We start from the raw sequence: 22,925 nt of genomic DNA on the forward strand, positions 1-22,925 counted from the left end.
ATGGGTATTGTTATCCGACAGAGTATAAAAGCGACTATTGTAAATTATGTCGGGGCTTTTTTGGGGTTTGTAACGACAGTGTTTGTCATGACACGTTTTTTGAAACCGGAAGAAATAGGCTTGACGAAGGTCATTTATGAGGTTGCGGCTCTTGTGGCAGGGTTTGCGCAATTGGGGACATCGGCTTCTGCGATGCGTTTTTTCCCTTATTTCAAAAATCCGGAGAAAAATCACAATGGTTTTTTCTTTTATCTGATGCTTATGCCCTGCATCGGTTCTTTGATATTTGTTACGCTGTTTTGGCTTCTTAAAGCACCGGTGATTGAGTTTTTCGAGAGTAAATCTGCCCTACTGGTGGATTATTACAATTGGATTATTCCTTTGGTTATTTTTCTGGTGTTTTGGGCGGTTCTGGAAACTTACGCCAATGTTTTGTTGCGTATCGTCATTCCTAAATTTATCCGGGAAATCGGAGTACGTGTCGTTTTACTGACTGTGTATTTGCTCTATGCTTTTCAATTTTTGAATTTGAACGGTTTGGTAACCGGTGTTGTCCTGGCTTACGGCATGGCTATGGTAGCAAGTCTCGTTTATGTTTCCCGTATTGCTTCTGTTTCTTTGAAGCACGATACGACATACATTGATAGGGATTTATTGGTTAAGATCGGCAAATACACGTTGTTTCTGGTGGCGGCTGCCTTAAGTGGGAATATAATAGGTCAGTTGGATCTTTTTATGGTGAGTTCAGAATTGGGATTGAATTATGCCGGTATATATACCATTTCTTTTTATATGGCGACGGTGATTGAAATACCGGCGCGTTCGATTACGGCTATCGCTTCTCCTTTAGCTGCTTCCGCATTGAAAGACGGGCATCTGAATGAAGCGAACCTATTGTATAAAAAAGTGGCTTTGCATCAGTTTATCGCCGGAAGTACGTTGTTTTTACTGATTTGGATCAATATCGATACTATTTTTTCCGTTATTCCGAACGGAGAGGTTTATCGGGCGGGTAAATGGGTCGTTTTTTTTCTGGCAATGTCCCGTTTGGTGAGTTTGACATTGAGTTTCGGAGGTTCATTGATTTCATTTTCGCGTTATTATTACTGGGGGTTGTATTTTACTTTTTTCCTGACGGCCCTGACGATCGGTTTTAATTATTTATTGATCCCTCATTTTGGTATAAACGGAGCTGCTATGGCAACTTTGATTACTTGTTTGTTGAGTTATTCATTTCAGCAATGGATTGTTTTGAAAAAAATAAAAGGGAATCCCTATTCGGCAGGTATCTTTAAGCAGATAGGCTTGATTCTGTTTTTGTGGGGATTGAATGAGTTGCTGCCGTATGCCGGTAATCCTTATGCAGACGGAGTGTATCGGACGGTCATTATCGTTTCCGTTTGGTTTTTCCTGACTTATTATTTTAAAATATCCGCAGAGTTTTGTGCATTGGCGGATAAATATGTGTTTCATTTTTTTGGAAATAAAAACGAGAAGTAATGGCGTGTCAATGTTTGAGAAAGATAAAAGGAAAATGGTTGAGCTTTTGTAAATACAATAAGCAAAGAATCATGCGTAGTCCGAGGTATTTGTTGACACAACGTGTGAGATTATTTCTGGAACAGGGTAGAGATTTGAATATGCCTGTCGGTGAGGCAGAAAGAATCCGGAAATTTCTTCGCTGGAATTTGGTCGGTGTTTTTAATGATCCGTTCGTGCATTTGTATAATTTCAGAGGGTATAATGTGTTGCGGGACCGGGAAAAGGATTTGTGGTTTGTATATACCCCGGAAGGAAAGAAATTGTATTTCAAAAGAGGAATGAGCCGTAAGGAAGCCGTCCGGACTTATCGTTCTCTGGAAGAGGAGCAGGATTTGCATTCTCCGCATTATTATTTTTTCGATGGGCTGACTCTTTCCGAAAATAGTGTCGTTGCCGATATCGGTGTGGCGGAAGGGAATTTCGGATTGAAGATTGTGGACCGGGTTAAGGAGTTGTATTTGTTCGAATGTGATGCCGGATGGATCGAGGCTTTGGAGGCCACTTTTGAGCCCTGGAAGGATAAAGTGCATATTGTCAATCGTTTCGTTTCGGATACGACTTCGTCCGATACAGTCCGATTGGACGATTTTTTCAGAGATAAAAGTGTTCCCCACATCTTGAAATTGGATGTGGAGGGTGCGGAAGTTGCTGTTCTGGAAGGTGCGGCAGCTTTTTTGAAGGAGGGACGTATTTCTGATTTGTTGGTGTGTACTTATCACAAAAAAGGAGATCCTGAACGTCTGTCTGCAAAATTGGAATGCTTCAATTACACAATCGCTTTTTCACAGGGATATATGCTGTTTTTAACAGAGGGCTACCAGGCACAACCACCCTATGATTTCCGGAAAGGGCTGTTGCATGCTACGTATAAATTGTAGATTTTAGATTTTAGATTTTAGATTGGTTGACCAAGGGATTTGGCGCCGGATTAATCTGGATTTTAAATTGTAGGTTTATGATTTTAGATAATATCCTTAATCCTCCCCACCCTCAAAGAAGAATCGTAAATCGTAAATCATAAATCGTAAATCAAAAATTAATCTGTCTTTTTTCCGAATAGTGTTATCAGCAGTAAGAATGAGAGTTTGGTTACCGGGTATTTTTTCAGGTATTTCAGGTTCTCTTTTTTGTACAGATACCGGAGAGCCTGCTGGAAGGCCGGGTTTTTGCGAATGGGTGTTAAAGTCCGTAAGGCTTTGAACAGCGATTTGTGTTTCACTTCATTGCGGAAACCCGAGTACAGTGAAAGGAGAATGTTGTCTGCAAAATGGATGTACTCTTTTTTCAAAATATGCTGCCTGTTTAAGAAGTCGTGGACGTACATCAGGTAATTGGTGATCAGTTCGATGGATCTGTAACTGTAATTTGAGCCGGAATTACTCTGGTGATAGCGATGATAGGTGAAAGCTTCGTGAATGACATTTACCTTTTGTGCGAAGAAATAAGCCTCTATCAAAAACAAACGATCTTCGAATGTTATTTCCCGGTTATCCTGAAAAACGATGTGATGCTTTTCGAGAAATTGTCGTTTGAAGAGTTGTGTCCAGACACTGAAATTCGATGTAATGGAGCAGGCCGGATTGTGATTACAGGGGCCGCTGATTAAAAATGCGAATGATTTTTTTTGAAATACTTCGTCGGAATAGTTTTGAGGGAAACCGAAACGCTGGGTTTTTCCTGTGCTTGTTATACCGTAAAAATTGCTGACAACGATGTCGGCCTGGTTTTGCTGTGCTTTGGAGTACATTTTTTCGTACATATCCGGAGTACAATAGTCGTCGTGGTCCACCAGGCTGATGTATTCTCCGGTGGCTGCTTTCAAGCCTTGATTCCGGCTGAGTCCGATGTGTAAATTGGCAGGGTTATAAATCAGCTTGATCCGTTCATCTTTCCGGGAATAGGATTCTGCTACTTTATCGCTTCCGTCCGTCGGACAGTCCAGTACGATGATAATTTCAATATCCTTTAACGTTTGATTTAATATGGATTCTATTCTTTCGGGAAGATAGATACCTGCATTATAAACCGGTATAATAACACTGATTTTAGGCGTATGCATTTTATAAGGATATCTTTTTGTTTATATATTGTGCCGACAAATATATATATAAAAAAGATATTTATTTGAATCGTCATTTCCAAATCCGGATACCGGACTTTTAGAGATTACTAAATAAACGGCACCACTTTTGAACAATGTGACCGATGCTGAATTGCCGGCAACTGGCTAAAGCATTTACGGCTATTTCCTCCCGTTTGCAGAAGTCTGTCATAAGTTCTTTTAATTGGGCGGCATATTCGTGGATATGCCGGTCGGGAATCAGGATGCCGTTGTCGTGATTCCGGATCATGTCCTGTAGAGCTTCGTAAGATTCAAAAGCAATCGGGACTACCCCCATTTGCTGTGCTTCGACTAAGGTCAGTCCCCAACCTTCATAAAGGGAAGTCATCATAAAAATGGATGCGCGGCGGTAGTATTCCAAGGGTTCCTTTCTGCCTTCGAACGAAATATTTTTTAAACCCAGCTTATGGGCCAGAGTTTTATAATATAGCTCGTCTTCACCATTCCCTAAGATAACCAATTTCCAGTCGTTGTATGATTCTGTTTTTTCAATGATCTGCCAGATTTTAAGGGCCAATGAGAGGCGTTTGACCGGCTCTGTAAGGCGTGCGACGATCAGTACTTCTTTGTGTTTCCGGATTAGTTGATCCGGGGAGAGAATTTCAGGCAGCGACAATGGATTGGGAATGGCAATGATGTGGTTGGCACCTTTAATATCCGCCAGTTCGGCATAACGGGGAATATAATGAGGAGATAAAAGGACAAGGCGGTCACAATGATCGTATATAAAGCGGTATTTGTGTCGTATGCAGGCTTTCGATATGCCGCTGAACGGTGTTTTACCGACGATATACTGTATTATAGACTTTAGGGTGTTCATCCGGTCCGGTAGGTGAAGCAGGCGTCGTAAGCCGATCCCGGGGGGAATGCCAAAAAGCTCACATCCCGGATAGGTGTGATAACAAAAAATGATATGCAGGTTGGAAAATTCTGATTTTAATGCATAAAGAATCGGGAGCGAAAAATAGATATTTTTTTTAGTGGTCAGATTGACAATGATTTGCGTGATTTGCCGGGTTTCAATGAATTCCTTGATTTGTTCGTTTGCTTTATCGGCGGAGACGTGTATTTTCCCGTTAAATTCACTTACCGGTAACACTTTGCTTTCGTTGAGATAAGCCAGGTAACATTTCCAACCGGGCATGTTCATAAATTCTCTGGATAGAAAATGAGTTACCCGGTTGACTCCTCCCTTGTTAATTGTGATATCCGAGTCTGCAAAATATAGGATATTCATATTGCGGTACTGAATAAAATTTGCGGTAACTGTTGAATTGATCGTTTACGTAAATTTTAAATTATTTAACAAGCTGGCGGTTGGCAGATTCATTTAATCTAAAATTGTAAATCTACAATTAAATCGTCCCTTAAAATTAAGTGTATTATTTTGTTCTTTTCTGCAAAAGTAGCCAATCATTTATATATACAAAATATTCTGTCTCAAAATATTACCTTTTCCGGTTTTCGAAAACCGGAGATCACGGAGTGGCTAATTTTAAAGGACGTTTATTCTGTCTTAAAAATAGTTGATTATTAAATAATTATAGGTTATGGCCAAGGTGTCTGTTATTGTCCCGGTTTATAATGCCGGTCCGTATTTTGAAAAACGTATGGAATCTTTGATTGCCCAGACGCTGTCCGATATCGAGATTATTCTGGTATTGGATTGTCCGACGGACGGAAGCGGGCAATTGGCTGAGAAATATGCTGCGGCCGACGGGCGTATAATGATTATCCGCAATAAAGAAAATTGTCATGTGGGAGAGAGCCGTAATGCCGGATTGTCGGTGGCCGGCGGGGAGTATGTCGCTTTTGCTGATCACGACGATTATTGTGAGGAGAATATGTATGAAGCTTTGTATAACATAGCTGTCGGGAGCGATGCCGATATCGTATTTTCCGATATGTATCAGGTGGCCTTCAATGGAGAGTTGAAAAGGAAGAATTATTTTCCTACGGCAGTAAAATCGGCCCGGGATACCATGTTATCGGGGCTTTTGAAAGGAGAAGGTTTTTATTTTTCTGTTTTAAATCATTTGTACAGGCGGGAGTTTTTGATGACGTATCGGCTGGTTTTTGCGGATACCCGGAAAATCAGTTTGGAGGATCGGGGTTTTAATCTTTATGCATATCATTATGCCCGGAAAGTCGTTTATTCTTCCGGTGTCTATTTGTACCATGTATTATATCCCGAAAGTACACAGCACAGTTATGAATTTAAAAGTTTACAACCGATGATCGGCCATTTGGAGTATGTCGCTCGTTTTTTTGAACAATATCCTGAATATGCAGATAAGTATGAGGCGGATTATAGCCGGGAGGTTGTAAAAAGATTGTATTATAGTTTTTTACCGGAGATTCGTTATAAATCTTTGTGTTATGCCTGCCGGATTTTGGGTGGAATAAAACATAGCACCGTCTTACAAAAGGCTTTACAGAATTTTCAGAAACATAAGTCCGGGATTTCTTTTCCGATGAGGTGTTTCTTTCTTTTTCTCCGTTGGTTTTATATGCCCCGGAATAAAGTCAGATAGACAGGATTTTCCGGATTTCTTCAGTCAATCTGGCGGAACTGTTACCGTCGATGTATTTGTGGTATTTTAGGGTCTGTGCTTCGGTGAGGGGGAAATAGCTTTTTTTCTCCAGTATATCACAGACTTCATTCCAGTTGAAGGCTTTGATACTGGGTAGTTCTTGCCGGTAGTCATAATATTGTCCCCGGTAATTTTGAGTATAGGAATCAAAATCAAAAGGAGTTAGGATAACCGGTTTCAAAAGGGGCAGGAAGTCAAAATAAATACTGGAATAATCTGTCATGAGTATGTCTGTGTCTTTGATTAAATCATAGACATCCAGCAGCGGGTTATCGATGACATTGATGAAACGTTCGGAAAATTCCCGTTCTGACAGTCTTCCATCCCAAAAATGGCCTTTGTTCAGGAAAACATAGTCGTGTTTTTCCAGAATCCGGATGAATTTTTCAGCATTGAATCCGAATTGCCCGAATGGTTTGAATGAAGGTCCGCCGTCAAAGGAAGCCCGGAAGGTGGGCATATAAATAATAATTTTGGCTGTCGGAAATTTTTTCCGGATATCGGTGATATAATCGTTCTTTTTTGTTGAGAATAATGTGTCTAACCGGGGAGTGCCTGTAACGAATATCCGGTTTGAAGGAATCAGTAAAGCAGATTCCAAAAAGGGTACAAAAAAATCGGATGTACTGACAGAATATAGATTGCGGGGATTTTTTTGAGGAAATACGGAAAAATAGAGTTTGAGTCCTATGGATTTTTTCTCTGTGATGAGTTTCTTTTTATGTGCCAGTTTGGGTTCATCATATCCGGCGTATTTGGATGGCATGCCATGTGTGAGATACAGGCAAGTGATTTTATAAGCGAGAAACCATTTGGATCCAAAGGTATCTGTTGTGGCACTTAACGAACCTGTGGAGAATCCTGCCCGGAGCATGTAGTACACGGCCTTGGGAGAATGATTCATCACCACCGGGAACTGTTTGGATTTTAATTCATGATAGACCGTTTTGTTTTTCGTTATCCAGACTGCTTTTATATCTTTTTCGTTTTGCAATACATATTCAAACAGGGCTTTGCTGTTGTCCGAATATTTTTGTCCTCTCCACGATCCGAAAATCCACAATTTTTTCTTTCTGCCTATGAGGATGTAAAGTAGAAAGACAAAAGGGAACAGCAGGATGCCGGCCGATAAGATAAAAAATTGTCTGACCATGTTTAAGGATTTAGAATTCGATTTTAAAGTCGGGTTGTTTTATCGATATAAACCGGGAAGCCCAGTTGTAAATTTTCGTGATATGGGGCATGTCGACTTCCAATTGATCTCCGATATTTTTGATAAACGACAATCCGAATGAGAAATCCTCCTGAAAATACCGGTTTGTAAAATCAGGTATATATTTGTTTTCTGCTATTTTTTTCATAGGGCTGGGCAGGCCTTTGAAGGCTTCTATACTGCGGATTTTCAATGCCAGAGAGTGGGCATCCCGGCTCTCATAATATTTGAGTATGGGCTGTATTTCCCGGATATTGACCGGTAATCGATCCAGTATCCGGAAAAATTCATTGTCGCACCGGATAAGTAATTCTGCATCTTCGTCTGTCCAGTCTTCATAGAAAAGAGGTACTTTTTCGTAATAAATCCCTTCCCGGTAATTTTGAAATAAATTATATAGACGGCTGGTGTGTAATAGTGGGTTGCTATTGGATAAAGACACTTCAAGGTAATGGGGCACAACCTCGATAGGAGTATCCAATAATTGAAACAGCATCTGTTGCAATTTTTCTTTTTCCGGATAATTTTCAATGGCAATTTTCAATTGTTTCTTATATCCCAGAAGTGAGGCCGACCGGCCGTATTCATTTATCCGGGAGATAAAAGGAACCCGCTGGAATCCGAATAAGCCTATCCCGGGTGAAAGAAGTTGTTTGGCAATAAAGAAAAAACCGGTACTTGAAACAATAGAACCGATAATCTGTCCTTCTTTTAAAAAAGGTTTGATTTTTAATAATTCATCCTGTATGGCAAAGCCGGGTAAACAAAGTAAAATAATATCACTTTGAGGAACGGTCAGTTCCGCTTGATTGGATATGACGGCCAGTTCCCCGCAAAAAGTATGTCCGTTGCCATCTTTTACGGTGATTCCCCGTTGCCATCTTTCGGGGTGGCTGGTCAGCAAATTCACTGAAAATTGTTTTTTGGCAGCGACATATCCTGCAACCGTATGGCCGAGATTGCCGCCTCCGCAGATGCAAATGGTCAGAGGGGAGGTATTCATAATTGTTTCAGGGTTTGAACGAGTTGATTGTTGTCTGCCGTATCCCGTATGGCAATCCGGATGTAATTTCTGCCTTTAAATGCTGCTTTACGGGAACAGTCTTTGATTAAGATATTGTGTTTCAATAAGGCCTGCGTTAATTCTGTAGCCGTATATTTTGAGGTTATCTCGCACAGGAAGTAATTGGCTTGAGAAGGGATTACCCGAAGCCATGGAATCGCTTCTAATTGTTTTTTTAAATAGTCCCTTTCTTCGATAAAACGCAGACATGCTTTTTGGTAATCGGTTTCGTATTTACCGTATATCTGCATATAAAATTCAGCAAAGGAATTGATATTCCAGATGGCGATGTCCTGTTTCGTCCGGCCGATAACAAGCGGGTCGGATGTGGCCAGAATGCCTAAACGTAGTCCCGGAACACCATACGATTTGGAAATGGACTTTAGAATGATCAGATGGTTGTATTTTTCCAAAATGTCGTTTCTTAACAACGTGTTGTGGACGGATTCATCTGTAAAATCAACGAATGATTCGTCTAATATAAACCGGATACCTTTTTTTTGTGTCCATTCACATAGATCCAGAACCTCGTTGAAACCGATAAAATTTCCCGAAGGATTATCAGGATTGATCAGTAATAAGGCGGAAATGTCCTTATCGGCAAAATGTGTTTTTAAATCCTGTGCCGTGTATGAAAAATCGGGATTGGAAGGGATAAATGAGACGACAGTTGTTTTGTCCCGGCGATTGGGGTATTCCTCGAAGGTCGGTAAGGTAATGCCTATCTTTCCTTCCATATTTTCCATGATGCTTTTAATCAATTCGGCGGCACCGTTTCCCACGACAACGTATTCCGGTTTTATATTGAAATTTTTTCCGGCCAGCAGGCTGTTTACCCTTACCCCTGAAGGATACTGACAGATCAAACGTTCGAAGTTGGCTTTTATTTCCGCTAATAGTCTTGAATTAGGAAAGTAAGGGTTTACCAGATAACAATAATCCAAAATATGAGGGTAACGCCAATAACCGCCATAGCGGGAAGCAATGGGGGTTATTGTGTCTTCTGCAAAAATGGATTCTGCAATGTCAAGGTCCTGGATGTCGTCGATTTCGTACCACAACTCGTGACGGAGAGGCAGGGCCTTTAATTCCGGTTTTTCCAGTAAGGTAATGACACGCAGTACCTGTTCGTAGTATTCATTATTTCCCAATGCTTTGCAGTAGGCTTCCAGGAAGGGAACGTAATGTGAAGAAGAAAATTTTTTACTGAATTTGTAAATGTTTACTGTTTTGTAATAACCCGGAATTTCTTCAAACGAGAATTGTTTCGGTGAGATGAAACGTTTGATGTTGTTATTTTCATCCAATGTAACGACAGTTCCGTCCATCCAGCTTTCGAATTTAGCAACCAGCGCCAGACTGGGGTAAGGGTTTTCGATCAGCCTGTCGATAACGGCATCTTCAAAAATCAAATCGGATTCGAATAGAAGTGTGTCTTTTTCTGTCAGATAGTCTTTGGCTAAATATAACGAATAGATATTGTTGGTTTGGTCAAAATACGGGTTCTCTACAAATACAATCGGAGTGGCTATGGATAAGGTATTTATGTATTCTTTTAATTTTTCTCCTTCATATCCGACAACAATGATAATGCGTTCCAGGTGATGGGTGTCGATTTGTTGCAACATTCTTTCGATCAGAGTGACACCGTTCACTTTAATCATACACTTTGTATTATCACGGGTGAGTTCTTTCAGGCGTTTTCCCATACCTGCCGCCAATATGATTGCTTGCATAATATATATTTGAGTGGTTTTGACTGTATTCCGTTTTGTTTTGACTTTCAGCCTTTAATTTCACAAAAATACATTATTTTTGCAAGGTTAAATGAGAACACAACGTATTTTATGGAAATGAAGATGAATAAACGTGCTGTCGGTGTACAGGTGATAATTGTATTGTCTTTTTTAGCTTTGGCATTTATCTATTGTGCTCCGGTTATGCAAGGCAAGACTTTGTTAGGCCATGACCTGGAAAGTTGGAATTATATGGCTAAAGAGACCATGGATTATAATGCCAGGGGAGAAGGTCAGACTTTTTGGACCAACAGCATGTTCGGTGGAATGCCTAATTATCAGATTGCGGCTCCGATGGGACAATACAATGTGTTGTCGTATGTGCGGAATGCTTTGGGGGCCTTCCCTTTTCCTGTAAGTACGATTTTCATGTATTTGCTGGGTGCTTACATCCTGTTGCTTTGTTTCCGGATCAATAAATGGATTGCGGCTATCGGGGCAGTTGCTTTGGGTTTCGTGTCTTATAATTTTATTATTCTGGTGGCAGGGCATGTCACAAAAGCAAATGTTATCGGTTATATGATGCCTTTGGTGGGGAGTGTATATTTGCTTTTCCGGGGCAATAAATGGGCCGGTGCTATACTGACGGCTCTTTTTCTGGCGTTGGCTATTATGGCCAACCATGTTCAGATTTTGTATTATACGCTTTTTATCGTATTGATATTCGGCCTTATCGAATTGGTTTATGCCATCCGGGGAAAACAATTGCGGAATTATATGACTTCGGTGGGACTGGGGATATGTGCTCTATTGATTGCAGTAGGATTGAATGCTCCGGGGCTGGCATCGACGTATCAGTACAGTAAAGCGACGATGCGCGGAGAATCCAACGGTTTGTCAAACGAAAATAAGAGTGCAGCCGGACACGGTTTGGATAAAGATTATATTACGGCCTGGAGTTATGGGGTGGACGAGTCGATGACCCTCTTGGTTCCCGATTTTAAGGGTGGTGCCAGTGGCGGTACTCTATCGGCAAATAGCGAGACGGCGCAAAAATTGAAAGCGATGGGGGTTCCCAACATTGAGGAGACGATGAAAGATTTTCAATTGCCATTATATTGGGGTACCCAACCGTTTACTTCGGGACCGGTATATTTGGGGGCTATTGTCTGTTTCCTTTTTGTGCTGGGCCTGTTTTTGGTGGAGAAACGGACGAAATGGTGGTTGGTGTCGGTTACCGTTTTGACATTGATGCTGGCTTGGGGACATAATTTTATGTCTTTGACGGATTTCTTTATCGATTATGTACCGATGTACAATAAATTCCGGACGGTATCTATGATTTTAGTGGCTACCTGTTTGTGTATGGGATTATTGGGAGTGCTGGGGTTGAAAGCTTTTTTCGATCCGGAATTGAGTCGGGAGAAGGCGAAGAGGAGTTTGAAGTATGCTTTGTATATTACGGGTGGTCTGGCTTTGTTGTTTTGGATTGTACCTTCCTTATCCGGTAGTTTCGTCGCGCAGAGCGATCGTCAGTTGGGAGGAGAGTATAGTTTTTTGAGGGATACATTGCCGGCTGACCGTATGGCTTTGTTGCGGCATGATGCCTTACGGTCTTTGATTTTTATCGTTTTGACATTCGGTGTACTCTGGATGTATCTGGTTTCGAAACTGAAACTGAATATGGTTTATGCTTTGCTCTTTGTTTTGGTTTTGGCGGATATGTGGGCGATCAATAAACGTTATTTGAGTGATAAGGATTTTACAATACAAAAAAAGACCCGGCAACAGGTTCAGCCTTCTGCTGCCGATCAGTATATTTTAAACGATAAATCGTATTACCGGGTATTGGATGCGACCGTGAATATTTTCAATGATGCCCGTCCTGCTTATTTTCATAAAAGCATCGGGGGATATCATGCGGCTAAATTGAGCCGTTATCAGGAGCTGATCGATTATCATCTGGAGGGGGAAATTCAGATGTTGCTGGCAAGTCTGAAAAACGGAAAGTTTGAGGAATTTCCTGCTTTGATGAAGCAGTTGGGGGTTTTGGATATGCTGAATATGAAATATCTGATTTATAATCCCAATGCCCAGCCTTTGGTCAATCCTGAGGCGAATGGGAATGCCTGGTTTGTGGATAGCTATCGTTTGGCCGATAATGCCGATGAGGAGATACAAGTGTTGGGAGAGATCGACACTAAACGTGAATTTGTTGCCGATAAGCAATTTGCTGCAGAAATCCCGTCGATTCAGGACCGGGATACGACAGCTACGATTCTTTTAAAAAGTTATGCCCCGAACCGGTTGGTATATGATGTAAATACTCAAAGTGATCAGGTTGCCGTATTTTCGGAAATTTATTATAAGGATGGTTGGAATGCTTATGTGAACGGGCAGAAAGTACCCTATTTCCGGGCGAACTATCTGTTGCGTGCCATGCCGTTGAAGGCCGGCCGGTATGAAGTTGAGTTCCGTTTCGAGCCTTCGGTGGTATCGACATCCATGATGATCTCCCTGATTTCTTCCGTACTGTTGATTTTGTTGGCGGGAGTTGCCTTTTATTTCGGTTATTGGAAGAAAACGACTGTAAAATAAGGAAAGATATATCCGGATACCGGATTTAACGGGGAATTTTATTGTCGGCAGATAATAGTCCGCGGGTGACGTACCACCGGAAATAAATCAGGATGGTTCCTTTTTGCGGAGTGCATTTTAACAGATAGCCTAAGCATAATGTACAGGAAGCACCCCATTTGATGATTTCAGACAGGATACGTTTCAGGTAAGCCGTTCCGGATATTTTCCGGGTTCTGAGGCGTTCGCTCATGCCGACTCCCAGAGCGAGCTGACGGATGTATGCCCGGGTTGTACGTTTTTCCGGGATAATATGCCGTACCTCGACATCGGGAAAATAATATATTTTGGCTTCCCGGGCTTTCATCCGGTTGAAAATATCTTTTTCTTCCCCTCCCATCAGATTGCCTTTTTTTCTCCCTAAGGTGGTGTTAAATCCGTCGGCAGGTATTTCTGTCCGTCGGAATCCCATATTGGCACCGATGGGGAAAGATTTGCCTTCGAACAGACATATTTTGTCTCCTTTATCGAGAGCCGATACCCAGATGTAACTCCATTTACTCATCCAGACGGGTGGTTGTCCGGTTTCGTATTCCGGGATGATTTTTCCTCCGAAAGCCGAAGCCGGATGATTTTTCAGGTTGTTTTTCAGGTTGTGTAAATAGTTTTTATGCATAAAAGCATCGTCGTCTAAAAAGACCAGAATATCCCCTCGGGCTTCTGCAATTCCCCGGTTACGTGCAAAGGAAAGCCCTTGATTGGCTTCAAGAAAATAGAAAAAAGGAATGTCCGGATAATTTTGGCGAAATCGTGCACACTCCGGAACGGTCCGGTCTGTGCTGTTGTTATCGACCAGAATGATTTCATAATGCTGTTTGGGAAAATCATTTTGTGCAATATGTTCCAGGGTTTTATATATGTATTTGTCCCGGTTATAAGTACAGACGATGATTGAAATTTGTGTTTTCATTTCCAGCATATTTTATCTTTACAAAAATAGCATTCTTAAGGACTGGTTTGGTATGGATAATCCGGATTATTTCATAATTTTGAAAGATTTATCGACTATTTTATGAAAATTGTAATTTTAGGTCCGGCACATCCTTATCGGGGAGGAATTGCAGCTTTGAATGATCGTCTGGCAGTAGAGTTAATAAAAGAGGGGCATGAGGTGACGGTATTCAATTTCAGTTTGCAGTATCCGAAGTTCCTTTTTCCCGGTAAAACGCAGTATACGGATGATCCGGCTCCCCGAAATGTTACTATTCTTCGCAAGGTCAATGCGGTAAACCCTCTTAACTGGTGGAAAGTCGGGCGGGAATTGCGGCGTTTACGCCCGGAGTTGATTATCGTCCGTTTTTGGTTGCCTTTTATGGGACCGGCTTTGGGAACGGTTTGCCGGATTGCCCGCCGGAATAAGTATACCAAAGTTATCTGTATTGCAGACAATATCATTCCTCATGAAAAGCGGATCGGGGACGTCCCTTTTACCTCTTACTTTGTGAAAGGAGTTGACGGATTTATCGCCATGTCACAGGAAGTGTTTAAAGATTTGGAAAAATTTGTGCCTCATCCGGTCCGGCGTTTTGCCCCCCATCCGGTTTACGATCATTATGGCGAGATCATTCCCCGGGAGGTTGCTCTGGCGCATCTCAAGCTGGATGCAAAATTCCGCTATTTATTGTTTTTCGGTTTCATCCGGGAATATAAAGGGCTGGATATTTTATTGGAGGCGATGGCGGATCAGCGGATCAGAGAGCAGCATATCAGATTGATTGTGGCGGGAGAATTTTATGGAAATGCCGATTTTTATCAGAAGCTGATTGAACAATACGGGATAGAAGATTTGTTGGTTATGCATACCGATTATATTCCATCCGAGGTAATGAATGATTATTTTTGTGGGGCAGACCTGGTTGTACAGCCTTATCGCTCTGCGACTCAGAGCGGCGTGACTCAAGTCGGTTATCATTTTGATAAACCGATGTTGGTCAGTAATGTGGGTGGACTGGCAGAGATTGTCGCGGATGGAAAATCCGGATATGTCGTGGAGCCGCAAAGCCGGGCGATTGCCGATGCGATTATCGATTTTTATGTGAATGAACGGGCAGAGAGTTATCGTACGGAGACCCGGAAGTTGAAACAGAAATTTTCCTGGACGAATTTGACCCGGAATATTTTTGAAATTTATGACGAATTGAAAAATAATTGAGAATATGCAAGAAAGACATGCCGACGGGGAACGCTATTTCAATGAATTGGCATATACTTCTGAAAAATATTTGCTTCCTTTTATTGAATCGGTGAAGGAGGTGACTTCCGGTATGCAGGTATTGGAAATCGGATGTGGAATGGGAGGAAATTTACAGCCTTTTGTACAGAGAGGATGCCGGGTGACCGGAGTCGATCTGGGCCAAGACCGTATAGAGAATGCTGCCCGCATGTTGGACGCCGCTCACCGGCCCGGTATTGAGCTGATCAGCGCGGATATTTTTACCGTAGAACATTTGAAAGGCTGTTTCGATTTGATTATTGTGCATGATGTCATTGAGCATATTCCGGATAAAGTCCGGTTTTTCCGGTTGATCCGGGAATTTCTTCGTCCGCAGGGGTTGGTATTTTTAGCTTTTCCGGCCTGGCAAATGCCTTTTGGCGGACACCAACAGATTTGTAAGAGTAAATTTTTGTCACATCTGCCTTTTTATCATTTATTGCCTCGTTTTATGTATAAAGGGATGTTGAAGCTTTTCGGCGAAGCTGAAAATACAATAGACGAATTACTGTCTATAAAAGATTGCGGACTTACGATTGAAGGCTGTAAAAAGTATATTAACCGCTTTAATTATAAGATTCACAAACGGGAATTTTATTTTATAAATCCTCATTATGAAGTGAAATTCAAGCTCAAACCGCGTAAGTTATCAAAGGTAATTGTGGCTATCCCTTATTTGAGGAACTTTTTTTGTACCTCCAGTTTTTGGCTGATCAGTGACGATTTATAGAATTGTCCGGAAATAGGCAATTGTTTCCTTCAGGCCCTCTTCTAATGAAATGTGGGGTTCCCAATTCAATTTTGTTTTGGCCAGAGAGATATCCGGTCGCCGTTGTGCCGGATCATCGGGAGGTAGCGCTGCATGTATAAGCTGGGATTGAGAGCCGGTGAGTTTCAGTATTGTTTTGGCAATATCCGTTATGGTTATCTCACAGGGGTTTCCCAGATTTATCGGACCGGTAAAAGAAGATTCCGTTGCCATCATTTTAATCATTCCGTCCAGCAGATCGCTGATGTATTGAAAGCTTCGTGTTTGTCCTCCGACACCGTAAATCGTGATGTCTCTGCCTTGTAATGCCTGTACGATAAAGTTCGAAATTACGCGTCCGTCGTGTTTTTGCATGTTGGGACCGTATGTATTGAAAATGCGGATGATTTTAATATTTACGCCGTAATATCGGTGAAAATCCATAAATAGGGTCTCCGCACATCTTTTTCCTTCGTCATAGCATGAGCGGAGGCCGATGGGATTGACATTACCCCAATAGTTTTCCTGTTGCGGATGTATGATGGGGTCGCCGTAAACTTCACTCGTTGAAGCCTGGAGTACTTTTGCTTTGGTGCGCTGGGCCAATTCCAGTACATTGTTTGCTCCCAAAACGGAAGCTTTTATGGTCTTGACCGGATCGTATTGGTAATGAATGGGAGAGGCTGGGCAGGCTAGATTGTATATCTCGTCGACTTCGACTTCGAAAGGAACCGTAATATCGTGTTCAATTAATTGGAAATCAGGATTGGATAAAAACGGAGAGATGTTCGTTTTATTTCCCGTAAAAAAATTGTCCAGACATATGACTCTGTTGTTTTCAGCTAAAAGCCTTTTACATAAATGAGAGCCTATAAATCCGGCACCGCCTGTAACTAAAATACGTTTTTTCATACAAAATTCATCTTCCCCTTGATGCTTTTGCCCTTGGCAAACAAATGATTGTACAAACGTATTACAAAATTACTAGATATACAAATTACACAAGGATTATGTTAAAAAAAACAGGAGGGAATTAACCCTCCTGTTCAAACATAAGTTTGTGGGTTGGGATATTAGTAAAATTTGTAACGAGTGTCTTTTACTTCAGCGTTTTTGATCAAAGCCTGCATGGCCTGGTAGTTGGCACGGTACATGTTGGACTGTGTCAAACCGTTTTTGGTTTGTTCAACCATATCCGGAGTTACTTCTTCCTCGGTGCGGTTGTTTACCATGATTACGTATACGCCCTGGTTTCCTTCAATCGGAGCGGAGATTTTTCCTTGTTCCAATAAGGTTGCCGTTGCGATAACCTTGGGTTCAATGCCGGCTCCCGCGATTTGGAATGAATTGAAAGTAACTTCCGGAGCCTCTTTTACTTCAAGTCCGGCTTTTTGTGCTACAGACAATAAACTTTCACTTCCGCTGGTCGCATTTGCTAATTCTTTTGACAATATTTCCGCTTTCTTTTTGCGGATCAATTCTCTTTTTATATTAGAAGCAACGGATTGAAGAGGAGCAATGCCTTCTTCATTGATTTCGGTCAGAATAGCAATTGTAAATTTATTGTCCGACTCGAAAATATTGGCACCTTCTCCGGTGAGTACAACTCCGTTTAATTTGTCGGACAAATAACTCTGACGTACCAAGTCTCTGGCATTTTCCATACCTGCAATGCCTTTGTCATTTTTGCTCAAAGTTGCGATACGTTTGGTCATTCCTGTTTCTTCTACTTTTTTGTTGAAGTCTTCCAGTGTGTTGACAGCATTGGCAAAGTTACGTGCTTCGTTATAAATTTTGTTCGTTGTTTTAGGTGAAGCTACAATTTCTTTTTCTACGGTTGCAATCTGGATTTTTTCCACCGGCTTCGCTTGAGCTGTAACTTGTACGATATGAGCACCGTATTGTGTCAGTACGACTTTTATATCTTTCGGTTTAGCGAAAAATACGGTATCGCTGAAAGGCTGTATCATATCTTTCTGTCCAAACCATCCCAAATCTCCTCCGTTTACTGCAGAATTCTGATCTGTCGAATATTGGCGTGCTATTGTTTCAAAATCTCCTCCTTTTTTCAATACATTAGCCAAGCTGTCTGCCATATTCTTCGCATGAGCATAATCATTGTTCTGGGGAGTGATCAGGATGTGGCGTGCTCTGACAGAGTCCGGAAGCATCCGGCGGTCTGCTACGCGGCTGATCCGGAATGAATTGTTTTCCAGATAGGGGCCGAAAACGGCTTTCGGATTCTTGAAAAGGAATTCGGCCAGACTATCATTGGTGATTTCGCTTTTTTTGTAATAGGTTCCGTCGAACTTTTTATCGGAAGATAAGCTAACGAATTCAGCCGGATTTTGAGCTTCTGTAAATTCATCAACGAGATCGGCAACCAATTTTTCTGTTTCATTATAGTCGTCAGAAGAAGCTTCGATATCAAAATTTACATATACGATTTTCCGGGATTCCGGCTGTTCGAACAGTTTCTTTCTGGAATCGTAATAAGCTTTGATTTCACTGTCAGAAACCTGTATTGTGGAATCGTCAATGCTGGAATAATTTTTTACGATGTAACTGATGTCCGATTTTACGGCATTGCCTTCAACTGCTTCCTCTGCCTGAGCATCTGTTGTAAACAATGCTTTCGCCAGGAGATTGTTGTATTTTGATTGTTTACGGGTATCTGAAACTTGTTCTTCTATGTTCAGCCAATACGCTTTCTGTTGTGAATTTCCCGGAGAATCAATCAAATTTTTAATGACTGTGCGGGCTTGATTTAAATCCAGTATCCCGGTATTCGGATCAGTAAACATCTGACGGATGATCGGACTAATATTTTCACCCAACAGCATGTCGTACAGTTCGTCTCCGCTTACATTGATTCCCAGTTCTTCGTATTCCCGGTTCATGATGTCCTGCATCACCATCTGTTGCCAGGTATTTTCCCGTAACATGGTTTGTTGTTCATCATTTAAAGCGGTAAGACCGTTCATCATTTTCACTACCTCTTCATTCTTTGTTACTTTGTTTTGGTATTCCTGAATGGAAATACCTTTTCCTGCAATTTCTCCGATTTGGTTGCGGGAACGGTTGAACACACTTGCGCCCGAGCTTAAAGCATCACCGACGATGAATGCAACGAGTGCCAGACCGATGATAATACTTACAAGGAGTCCACCACGATTTCTGATGTTTTGTAATGTTGCCATTTATTTTCGAATTTTTAAATTTTCTTATCGTTTATCTCGTTTTTTTGAAGCTACGAATATAGATAAAAGCCTACTGTTGTGCAAATATTTAATCCAAATTCTCTGTGCCGGCGGATTTTTGTATTCCTCTCTCTTCCGGCTTATTTTGTGATGATTTTGTCGTTACTTCTTTGTTTTTTTCGTACTTCCGGAAGTTTTTTTTGCAGTGCTCTTTTTTCCGGTTGCTTTTTTTGAACCTTCTTTTTCAATGATTTCCATACATTCCTCCAGTGTTAATTCGGCCGCATTCCGACTTTTGGGAATCTTGAAATTTTTCTTTTCGTAGTTGATATAGGGTCCGAATCTTCCGTTTAATATCATCACACCGTTATCAAATACCTTGATTTGTTTGTTTTTGTCACTCTCCCGTTTTTCCAGGATGCGTTGAATAGCCGTATCCAATGTGATGGTTCCGGGATCGTCTTCTCCTTTTTTCAGGGATACAAAGTTGTTGTTGTGCTTGATATAGGGTCCGAATCTGCCGATGCCGATACTGATTTCTTTGTCTTCAAAGTTGCCGAGCTTCCTTGGAAATTTGAAAAGTTCCAAGGCTTCTTCCAGTGAAATGGTTTCCATCAACTGTCCTTTGCGCAGACCGGCATAACGAACTGTATCACCTTCTCCGATTTGTGCCATCGGTCCGAATCTGCCGATCCTCACACTGACCGTTTCCCCTGTAGTAGGGTCGCTGCCCAATACTCTGGCCCCGGTGTTCCGTTCAGAATTTTTCAGTGTTTTTTCGACATTTTCGTGAAAAGGACTGTAAAATTGTCCGATCATTTTTTGCCATTCAATATCTCCTTCTGCAATATTATCCAAGGCTTCTTCTGCCTGGGCGGTGAAGTTGTAATTCATAATATTGGGGAAATTGGCAGCCAGAAAATCCGTTACCACCATTCCCATGTCGGAAGGAAAGAGTTTTTTCTTTTCCGCCCCGAAATTCTTTTTGGATTTCGTCGTTGTGATATCGTCTTTTTTCAGCTCATACTGGATAATTTCTCTTTCAGCTCCTTCCCGGGATTCTTTGATGATATATCCCCTGTTTTGTATGGTTGTTATGGTCGGTGCATAGGTTGACGGGCGTCCGATTCCCAGAGCCTCCATCTTTTTTACAAGGCTGGCTTCCGTGTAACGGGGCGGATGTAATGTATATTGTTCCGTAGCGATAATTTGTTTCCGGCCGAGTTTGTCACCTTCGTTAATCGGAGGTAAGAGTGCCGATTTTTCGTCATCGTGTTCATCGTCATTGGACTCCCGGTAAACACGTAGAAAACCGTCGAATATGATGACTTCCCCGGAAGCTACAAAGGGAATTTTGCTTTCTGAAGCTTCGATCGTAATATTGGTTTTTTCCAGTTCGGCGTCAGCCATCTGTGAAGCAATCGTTCTTTTATATATCAATTCGTATAGAGATTGCTCGTTATGATCTCCCTCGATATGGGGTTTGTCCATATAGGTCGGACGAATAGCCTCATGCGCTTCCTGTGCTCCTTTGCTGTGGGTGGTGTATTTTCTACTGTGGGAATACCGTTCTCCTAAAGTTTGACAAATGACGGCTTTTGCACTACGAATAGCAAGATCGGATAGGTTGACTGAGTCTGTTCTCATATAGGTGATCCATCCGTGTTCATAAAGCTTTTGGGCTACGGCCATGGTTTGTGAAACAGAGAAACCGAGTTTACGGGAGGCTTCCTGTTGCAATGTCGATGTCGTGAAAGGAGGTGCGGGCTTCCGGATAGAAGGTTTGGTTTCTATGTCGGAGACCTTAAATACCGATTGTTTGCAGGCTTCCAGAAACTGAACCGTGAGTTCGGGCGTTTCAAAGCGTTCCGATACTTCAGCTTTCAGTTCAGCTTTTTCTGTGGTTTCAAAGGTTCCGGTGATTTTGAAATACCGTTGTTCCCGGAAGGCATTTATTTCCCTTTCCCGTTCAACGATCAGTTTGACTGCAACAGATTGTACACGTCCGGCAGAAAGTGAAGGTTTTACTTTTTTCCATAATACAGGAGATACCTCGAAACCGACTAAACGATCCAATACCCTTCTGGCTTGCTGGGCATTTACCAGGTTGCGGTCTATATCCCGCGGATTTTGAATGGCATGTAAAATGGCATCTTTTGTAATTTCATGGAAAACAATCCGCTTGGTATTTTCCGGTTTTAATTTCAACACTTCGAAAAGATGCCAGGCAATTGCTTCTCCTTCACGGTCCTCATCGGAAGCGAGCCATACCGTTTTCGCTTCTTTGGCCAATGCCTTTAATTCTTTTACAACAGCTTTTTTATCTGCTGATATTTCGTATTTCGGTTGGAAATTGTGCTCAATGTCAATTCCGAGATCTTTTTTCTCTAGGTCTCTAATGTGACCGAAGCTGGATTTTACCGTATAATTACTACCTAAAAATCGTTCTATGGTTTTGGCTTTTGCCGGGGACTCCACTATAACCAAATTCTCAATCATGCCTTATATACCTAATCTAAAATAATTAATGACACAAAAACTTTGCTAGTCTCTAAAAGAAACTAACATTAAATAAGTCGATGGACTTAAAATAATTGCATATGGACTGTGCCGAAGTTATAAATTTTAATTCGGCTGCAAACCTACGAAAAAATAATGGAAAATTGAAAGTAGAATTTTGAAAATAAAAAGTTTTATACTTTAGCTGTGTTGCCTTTATCTGTTTTTACCTCATTTTTCTTGTTGTTTTTCCCGGAAAAAAATTTTCGGTGGAACAGGATCAATATTAAAACTCCTATTGTAATATAGGAATCCGCCAGATTGAATACAGGCCGGAAGAAGACCAGATAATCTCCGCCCCAGATCGGAATCCAGGAAGGTAGGAAATCTTCATAAATAGGGAAGTAGAGCATGTCTACCACCCGCCCGTGTAGAAACGGAGCATAACCTCCGCTTTCCGGTAAAAATGTGGCTACTTGGCTATAACTATCGTTGAAAATGAGTCCGTAAAACATACTGTCGATGATGTTTCCCAAAGCTCCGCAAAAAATCATCCCGAAAGAAAAGATAACGCCTATGGGGGCTTTTTCTTTGAGTAATCTCAACGTATACCAGGCAATTCCAACGACAGCGACAATGCGGAAAAGGCTGAGGATGGTTTTGCCGGTTTTCCCGCTTTCCGATGCCATGCCGAAAGCCATACCGTTATTTTCGATGAAATGAATTTTGAACCAGTCACCCAGCACATTGAATTCATCCCCGATCATAAAATGGGTTTTTATCCATATTTTTGCGGCCTGATCTATGACCAGCAAAGCGATTACAAAAATGAAAAGCTTATTTTTCAGACTCATGTATATTATCGAAAAATAAAACTAAGAACCGTTTTACAGGTCCTTAGTTTTTCGTTTTTATCAGGACTCCTGTCCTTCTTTTGCTTCAATACTTAAAGTGGCATGAGGTACGGCACGCAGTCTTTCCTTGGAAATCAACTTGCCCGTAACCCGGCAAATGCCGTATGTCTTGTTCTCAATTCTGATTAGGGCTGCTTCCAGGTGTGCAATAAATTTGGCCTGTCTTTGCGCCAGTCTGCCTGCTTCTTCTTTAGATAATACAGAAGCCCCTTCCTCAAGTACTTTGAACGTAGGTGAGGTGTCTGCAATATCATTCCCGTCACTTCCCGAGATAACGGCTTTTAAAGTCTCATAATCTCTCTTTGCTTTTTCGAGCTTTTCAAGAATAATTTCTTTGAATTCCTGTAGCTCCGCGTCCGAATATCTGGTTTTTTCTGCCATAGCTTTTAATTTTTATCCAAGATAATAAAAAAGTAGTCTAAAATGTGATCTTATACTTTTCTTA

The 22,925-nt window shown here is 41.5% G+C and carries 17 protein-coding genes; 6 read left to right on the forward strand and 11 right to left on the reverse strand.

Annotated elements, in window-relative coordinates:
* Positions 1-1,500 (forward strand): lipopolysaccharide biosynthesis protein, encoded by a 1,500-nt coding sequence (locus BN8908_RS15405; protein ID WP_021987895.1) that lies wholly within the window; start codon positions 1-3, stop codon positions 1,498-1,500.
* Entirely contained in the window at positions 1,500-2,420 is a 921-nt protein-coding gene (locus tag BN8908_RS15410; protein ID WP_068691523.1) for an FkbM family methyltransferase, read from the forward strand. Before BN8908_RS15405 ends, BN8908_RS15410 begins: the two co-directional genes overlap by 1 nt.
* A gap of 158 nt (positions 2,421-2,578) precedes the next feature.
* On the opposite strand, the gene BN8908_RS15415 is transcribed toward BN8908_RS15410, so the two are convergent.
* Positions 2,579-3,601, reverse strand: coding sequence for a glycosyltransferase family 2 protein (locus BN8908_RS15415; protein ID WP_068691525.1), 1,023 nt, complete (start codon positions 3,599-3,601; stop codon positions 2,579-2,581).
* Positions 3,602-3,701: 100 nt separating this feature from the next.
* Positions 3,702-4,901, reverse strand: a complete 1,200-nt coding sequence (locus BN8908_RS15420; protein WP_068691527.1) for a glycosyltransferase — start codon at positions 4,899-4,901, stop codon at positions 3,702-3,704.
* A 313-nt stretch (positions 4,902-5,214) separates the two neighbouring features.
* Here BN8908_RS15420 and BN8908_RS15425 point away from each other — a divergent pair, with 313 nt between their 5' ends.
* Positions 5,215-6,198 carry a glycosyltransferase family 2 protein gene (locus tag BN8908_RS15425; protein WP_068691529.1) on the forward strand — a complete coding sequence of 328 codons (984 nt, stop codon included), beginning with the start codon at positions 5,215-5,217 and terminating at the stop codon, positions 6,196-6,198.
* On the opposite strand, the gene BN8908_RS15430 is transcribed toward BN8908_RS15425, so the two are convergent.
* Genes BN8908_RS15430 through BN8908_RS15440 form a run of 3 tightly spaced genes read right to left on the reverse strand, consistent with a single transcriptional unit; the run spans position 6,191 to position 10,270 of the window.
* Entirely contained in the window at positions 6,191-7,411 is a 1,221-nt protein-coding gene (locus BN8908_RS15430; protein ID WP_021987901.1) for a CDP-glycerol glycerophosphotransferase family protein, read from the reverse strand. The two genes, BN8908_RS15425 and BN8908_RS15430, sit on opposite strands and share 8 nt — an antisense overlap.
* Before the next feature lie 10 nt (positions 7,412-7,421).
* Entirely contained in the window at positions 7,422-8,474 is a 1,053-nt protein-coding gene (locus tag BN8908_RS15435; RefSeq protein ID WP_235837448.1) for an NAD/NADP octopine/nopaline dehydrogenase family protein, read from the reverse strand.
* On the reverse strand, positions 8,471-10,270 hold the full coding sequence (locus tag BN8908_RS15440; protein WP_068691531.1) for an aminotransferase class I/II-fold pyridoxal phosphate-dependent enzyme: 1,800 nt from the start codon (positions 10,268-10,270) through the stop codon (positions 8,471-8,473). Before BN8908_RS15440 ends, BN8908_RS15435 begins: the two co-directional genes overlap by 4 nt.
* Positions 10,271-10,393: 123 nt before the next feature.
* On the opposite strand from BN8908_RS15440, the gene BN8908_RS15445 reads away from it, so the two are divergent.
* Positions 10,394-12,868 (forward strand): YfhO family protein, encoded by a 2,475-nt coding sequence (locus tag BN8908_RS15445; protein ID WP_222860030.1) that lies wholly within the window; start codon positions 10,394-10,396, stop codon positions 12,866-12,868.
* Between the two features lie 25 nt (positions 12,869-12,893).
* On the opposite strand, the gene BN8908_RS15450 is transcribed toward BN8908_RS15445, so the two are convergent.
* Positions 12,894-13,817: a glycosyltransferase gene (locus BN8908_RS15450; protein ID WP_068692371.1), complete on the reverse strand. Its 924-nt coding sequence runs from the start codon at positions 13,815-13,817 to the stop codon at positions 12,894-12,896.
* 102 nt (positions 13,818-13,919) lie between these two features.
* On the opposite strand from BN8908_RS15450, the gene BN8908_RS15455 reads away from it, so the two are divergent.
* Both BN8908_RS15455 and BN8908_RS15460 read left to right on the forward strand, forming a co-directional pair.
* Positions 13,920-15,059: a glycosyltransferase gene (locus tag BN8908_RS15455; RefSeq protein ID WP_021987906.1), complete on the forward strand. Its 1,140-nt coding sequence runs from the start codon at positions 13,920-13,922 to the stop codon at positions 15,057-15,059.
* Between the two features lie 4 nt (positions 15,060-15,063).
* Complete coding sequence (locus tag BN8908_RS15460; RefSeq protein WP_021987907.1) at positions 15,064-15,849, forward strand: class I SAM-dependent methyltransferase; 786 nt, start codon at positions 15,064-15,066, stop codon at positions 15,847-15,849.
* On the opposite strand, the gene BN8908_RS15465 is transcribed toward BN8908_RS15460, so the two are convergent.
* From BN8908_RS15465 to BN8908_RS15485, 5 genes are all read right to left on the reverse strand, one after another.
* Positions 15,844-16,779, reverse strand: coding sequence for a UDP-glucuronic acid decarboxylase family protein (locus BN8908_RS15465; RefSeq protein ID WP_021987908.1), 936 nt, complete (start codon positions 16,777-16,779; stop codon positions 15,844-15,846). The genes BN8908_RS15460 and BN8908_RS15465 overlap by 6 nt on opposite strands.
* A gap of 161 nt (positions 16,780-16,940) precedes the next feature.
* Positions 16,941-19,067: a peptidylprolyl isomerase gene (locus BN8908_RS15470; protein ID WP_021987909.1), complete on the reverse strand. Its 2,127-nt coding sequence runs from the start codon at positions 19,065-19,067 to the stop codon at positions 16,941-16,943.
* A 162-nt stretch (positions 19,068-19,229) separates the two neighbouring features.
* Complete coding sequence (gene topA / locus BN8908_RS15475; protein ID WP_068691533.1) at positions 19,230-21,566, reverse strand: type I DNA topoisomerase; 2,337 nt, start codon at positions 21,564-21,566, stop codon at positions 19,230-19,232.
* Between the two features lie 194 nt (positions 21,567-21,760).
* Positions 21,761-22,420: a lipoprotein signal peptidase gene (locus tag BN8908_RS15480; protein ID WP_021987911.1), complete on the reverse strand. Its 660-nt coding sequence runs from the start codon at positions 22,418-22,420 to the stop codon at positions 21,761-21,763.
* Between the two features lie 60 nt (positions 22,421-22,480).
* Positions 22,481-22,861, reverse strand: a complete 381-nt coding sequence (locus tag BN8908_RS15485) for a TraR/DksA family transcriptional regulator (RefSeq protein WP_021987912.1) — start codon at positions 22,859-22,861, stop codon at positions 22,481-22,483.
* Positions 22,862-22,925: the final 64 nt, after the last annotated feature.

Source organism: Culturomica massiliensis (genome assembly GCF_900091655.1).
Lineage (GTDB): Bacteria > Bacteroidota > Bacteroidia > Bacteroidales > Marinifilaceae > Culturomica > Culturomica massiliensis.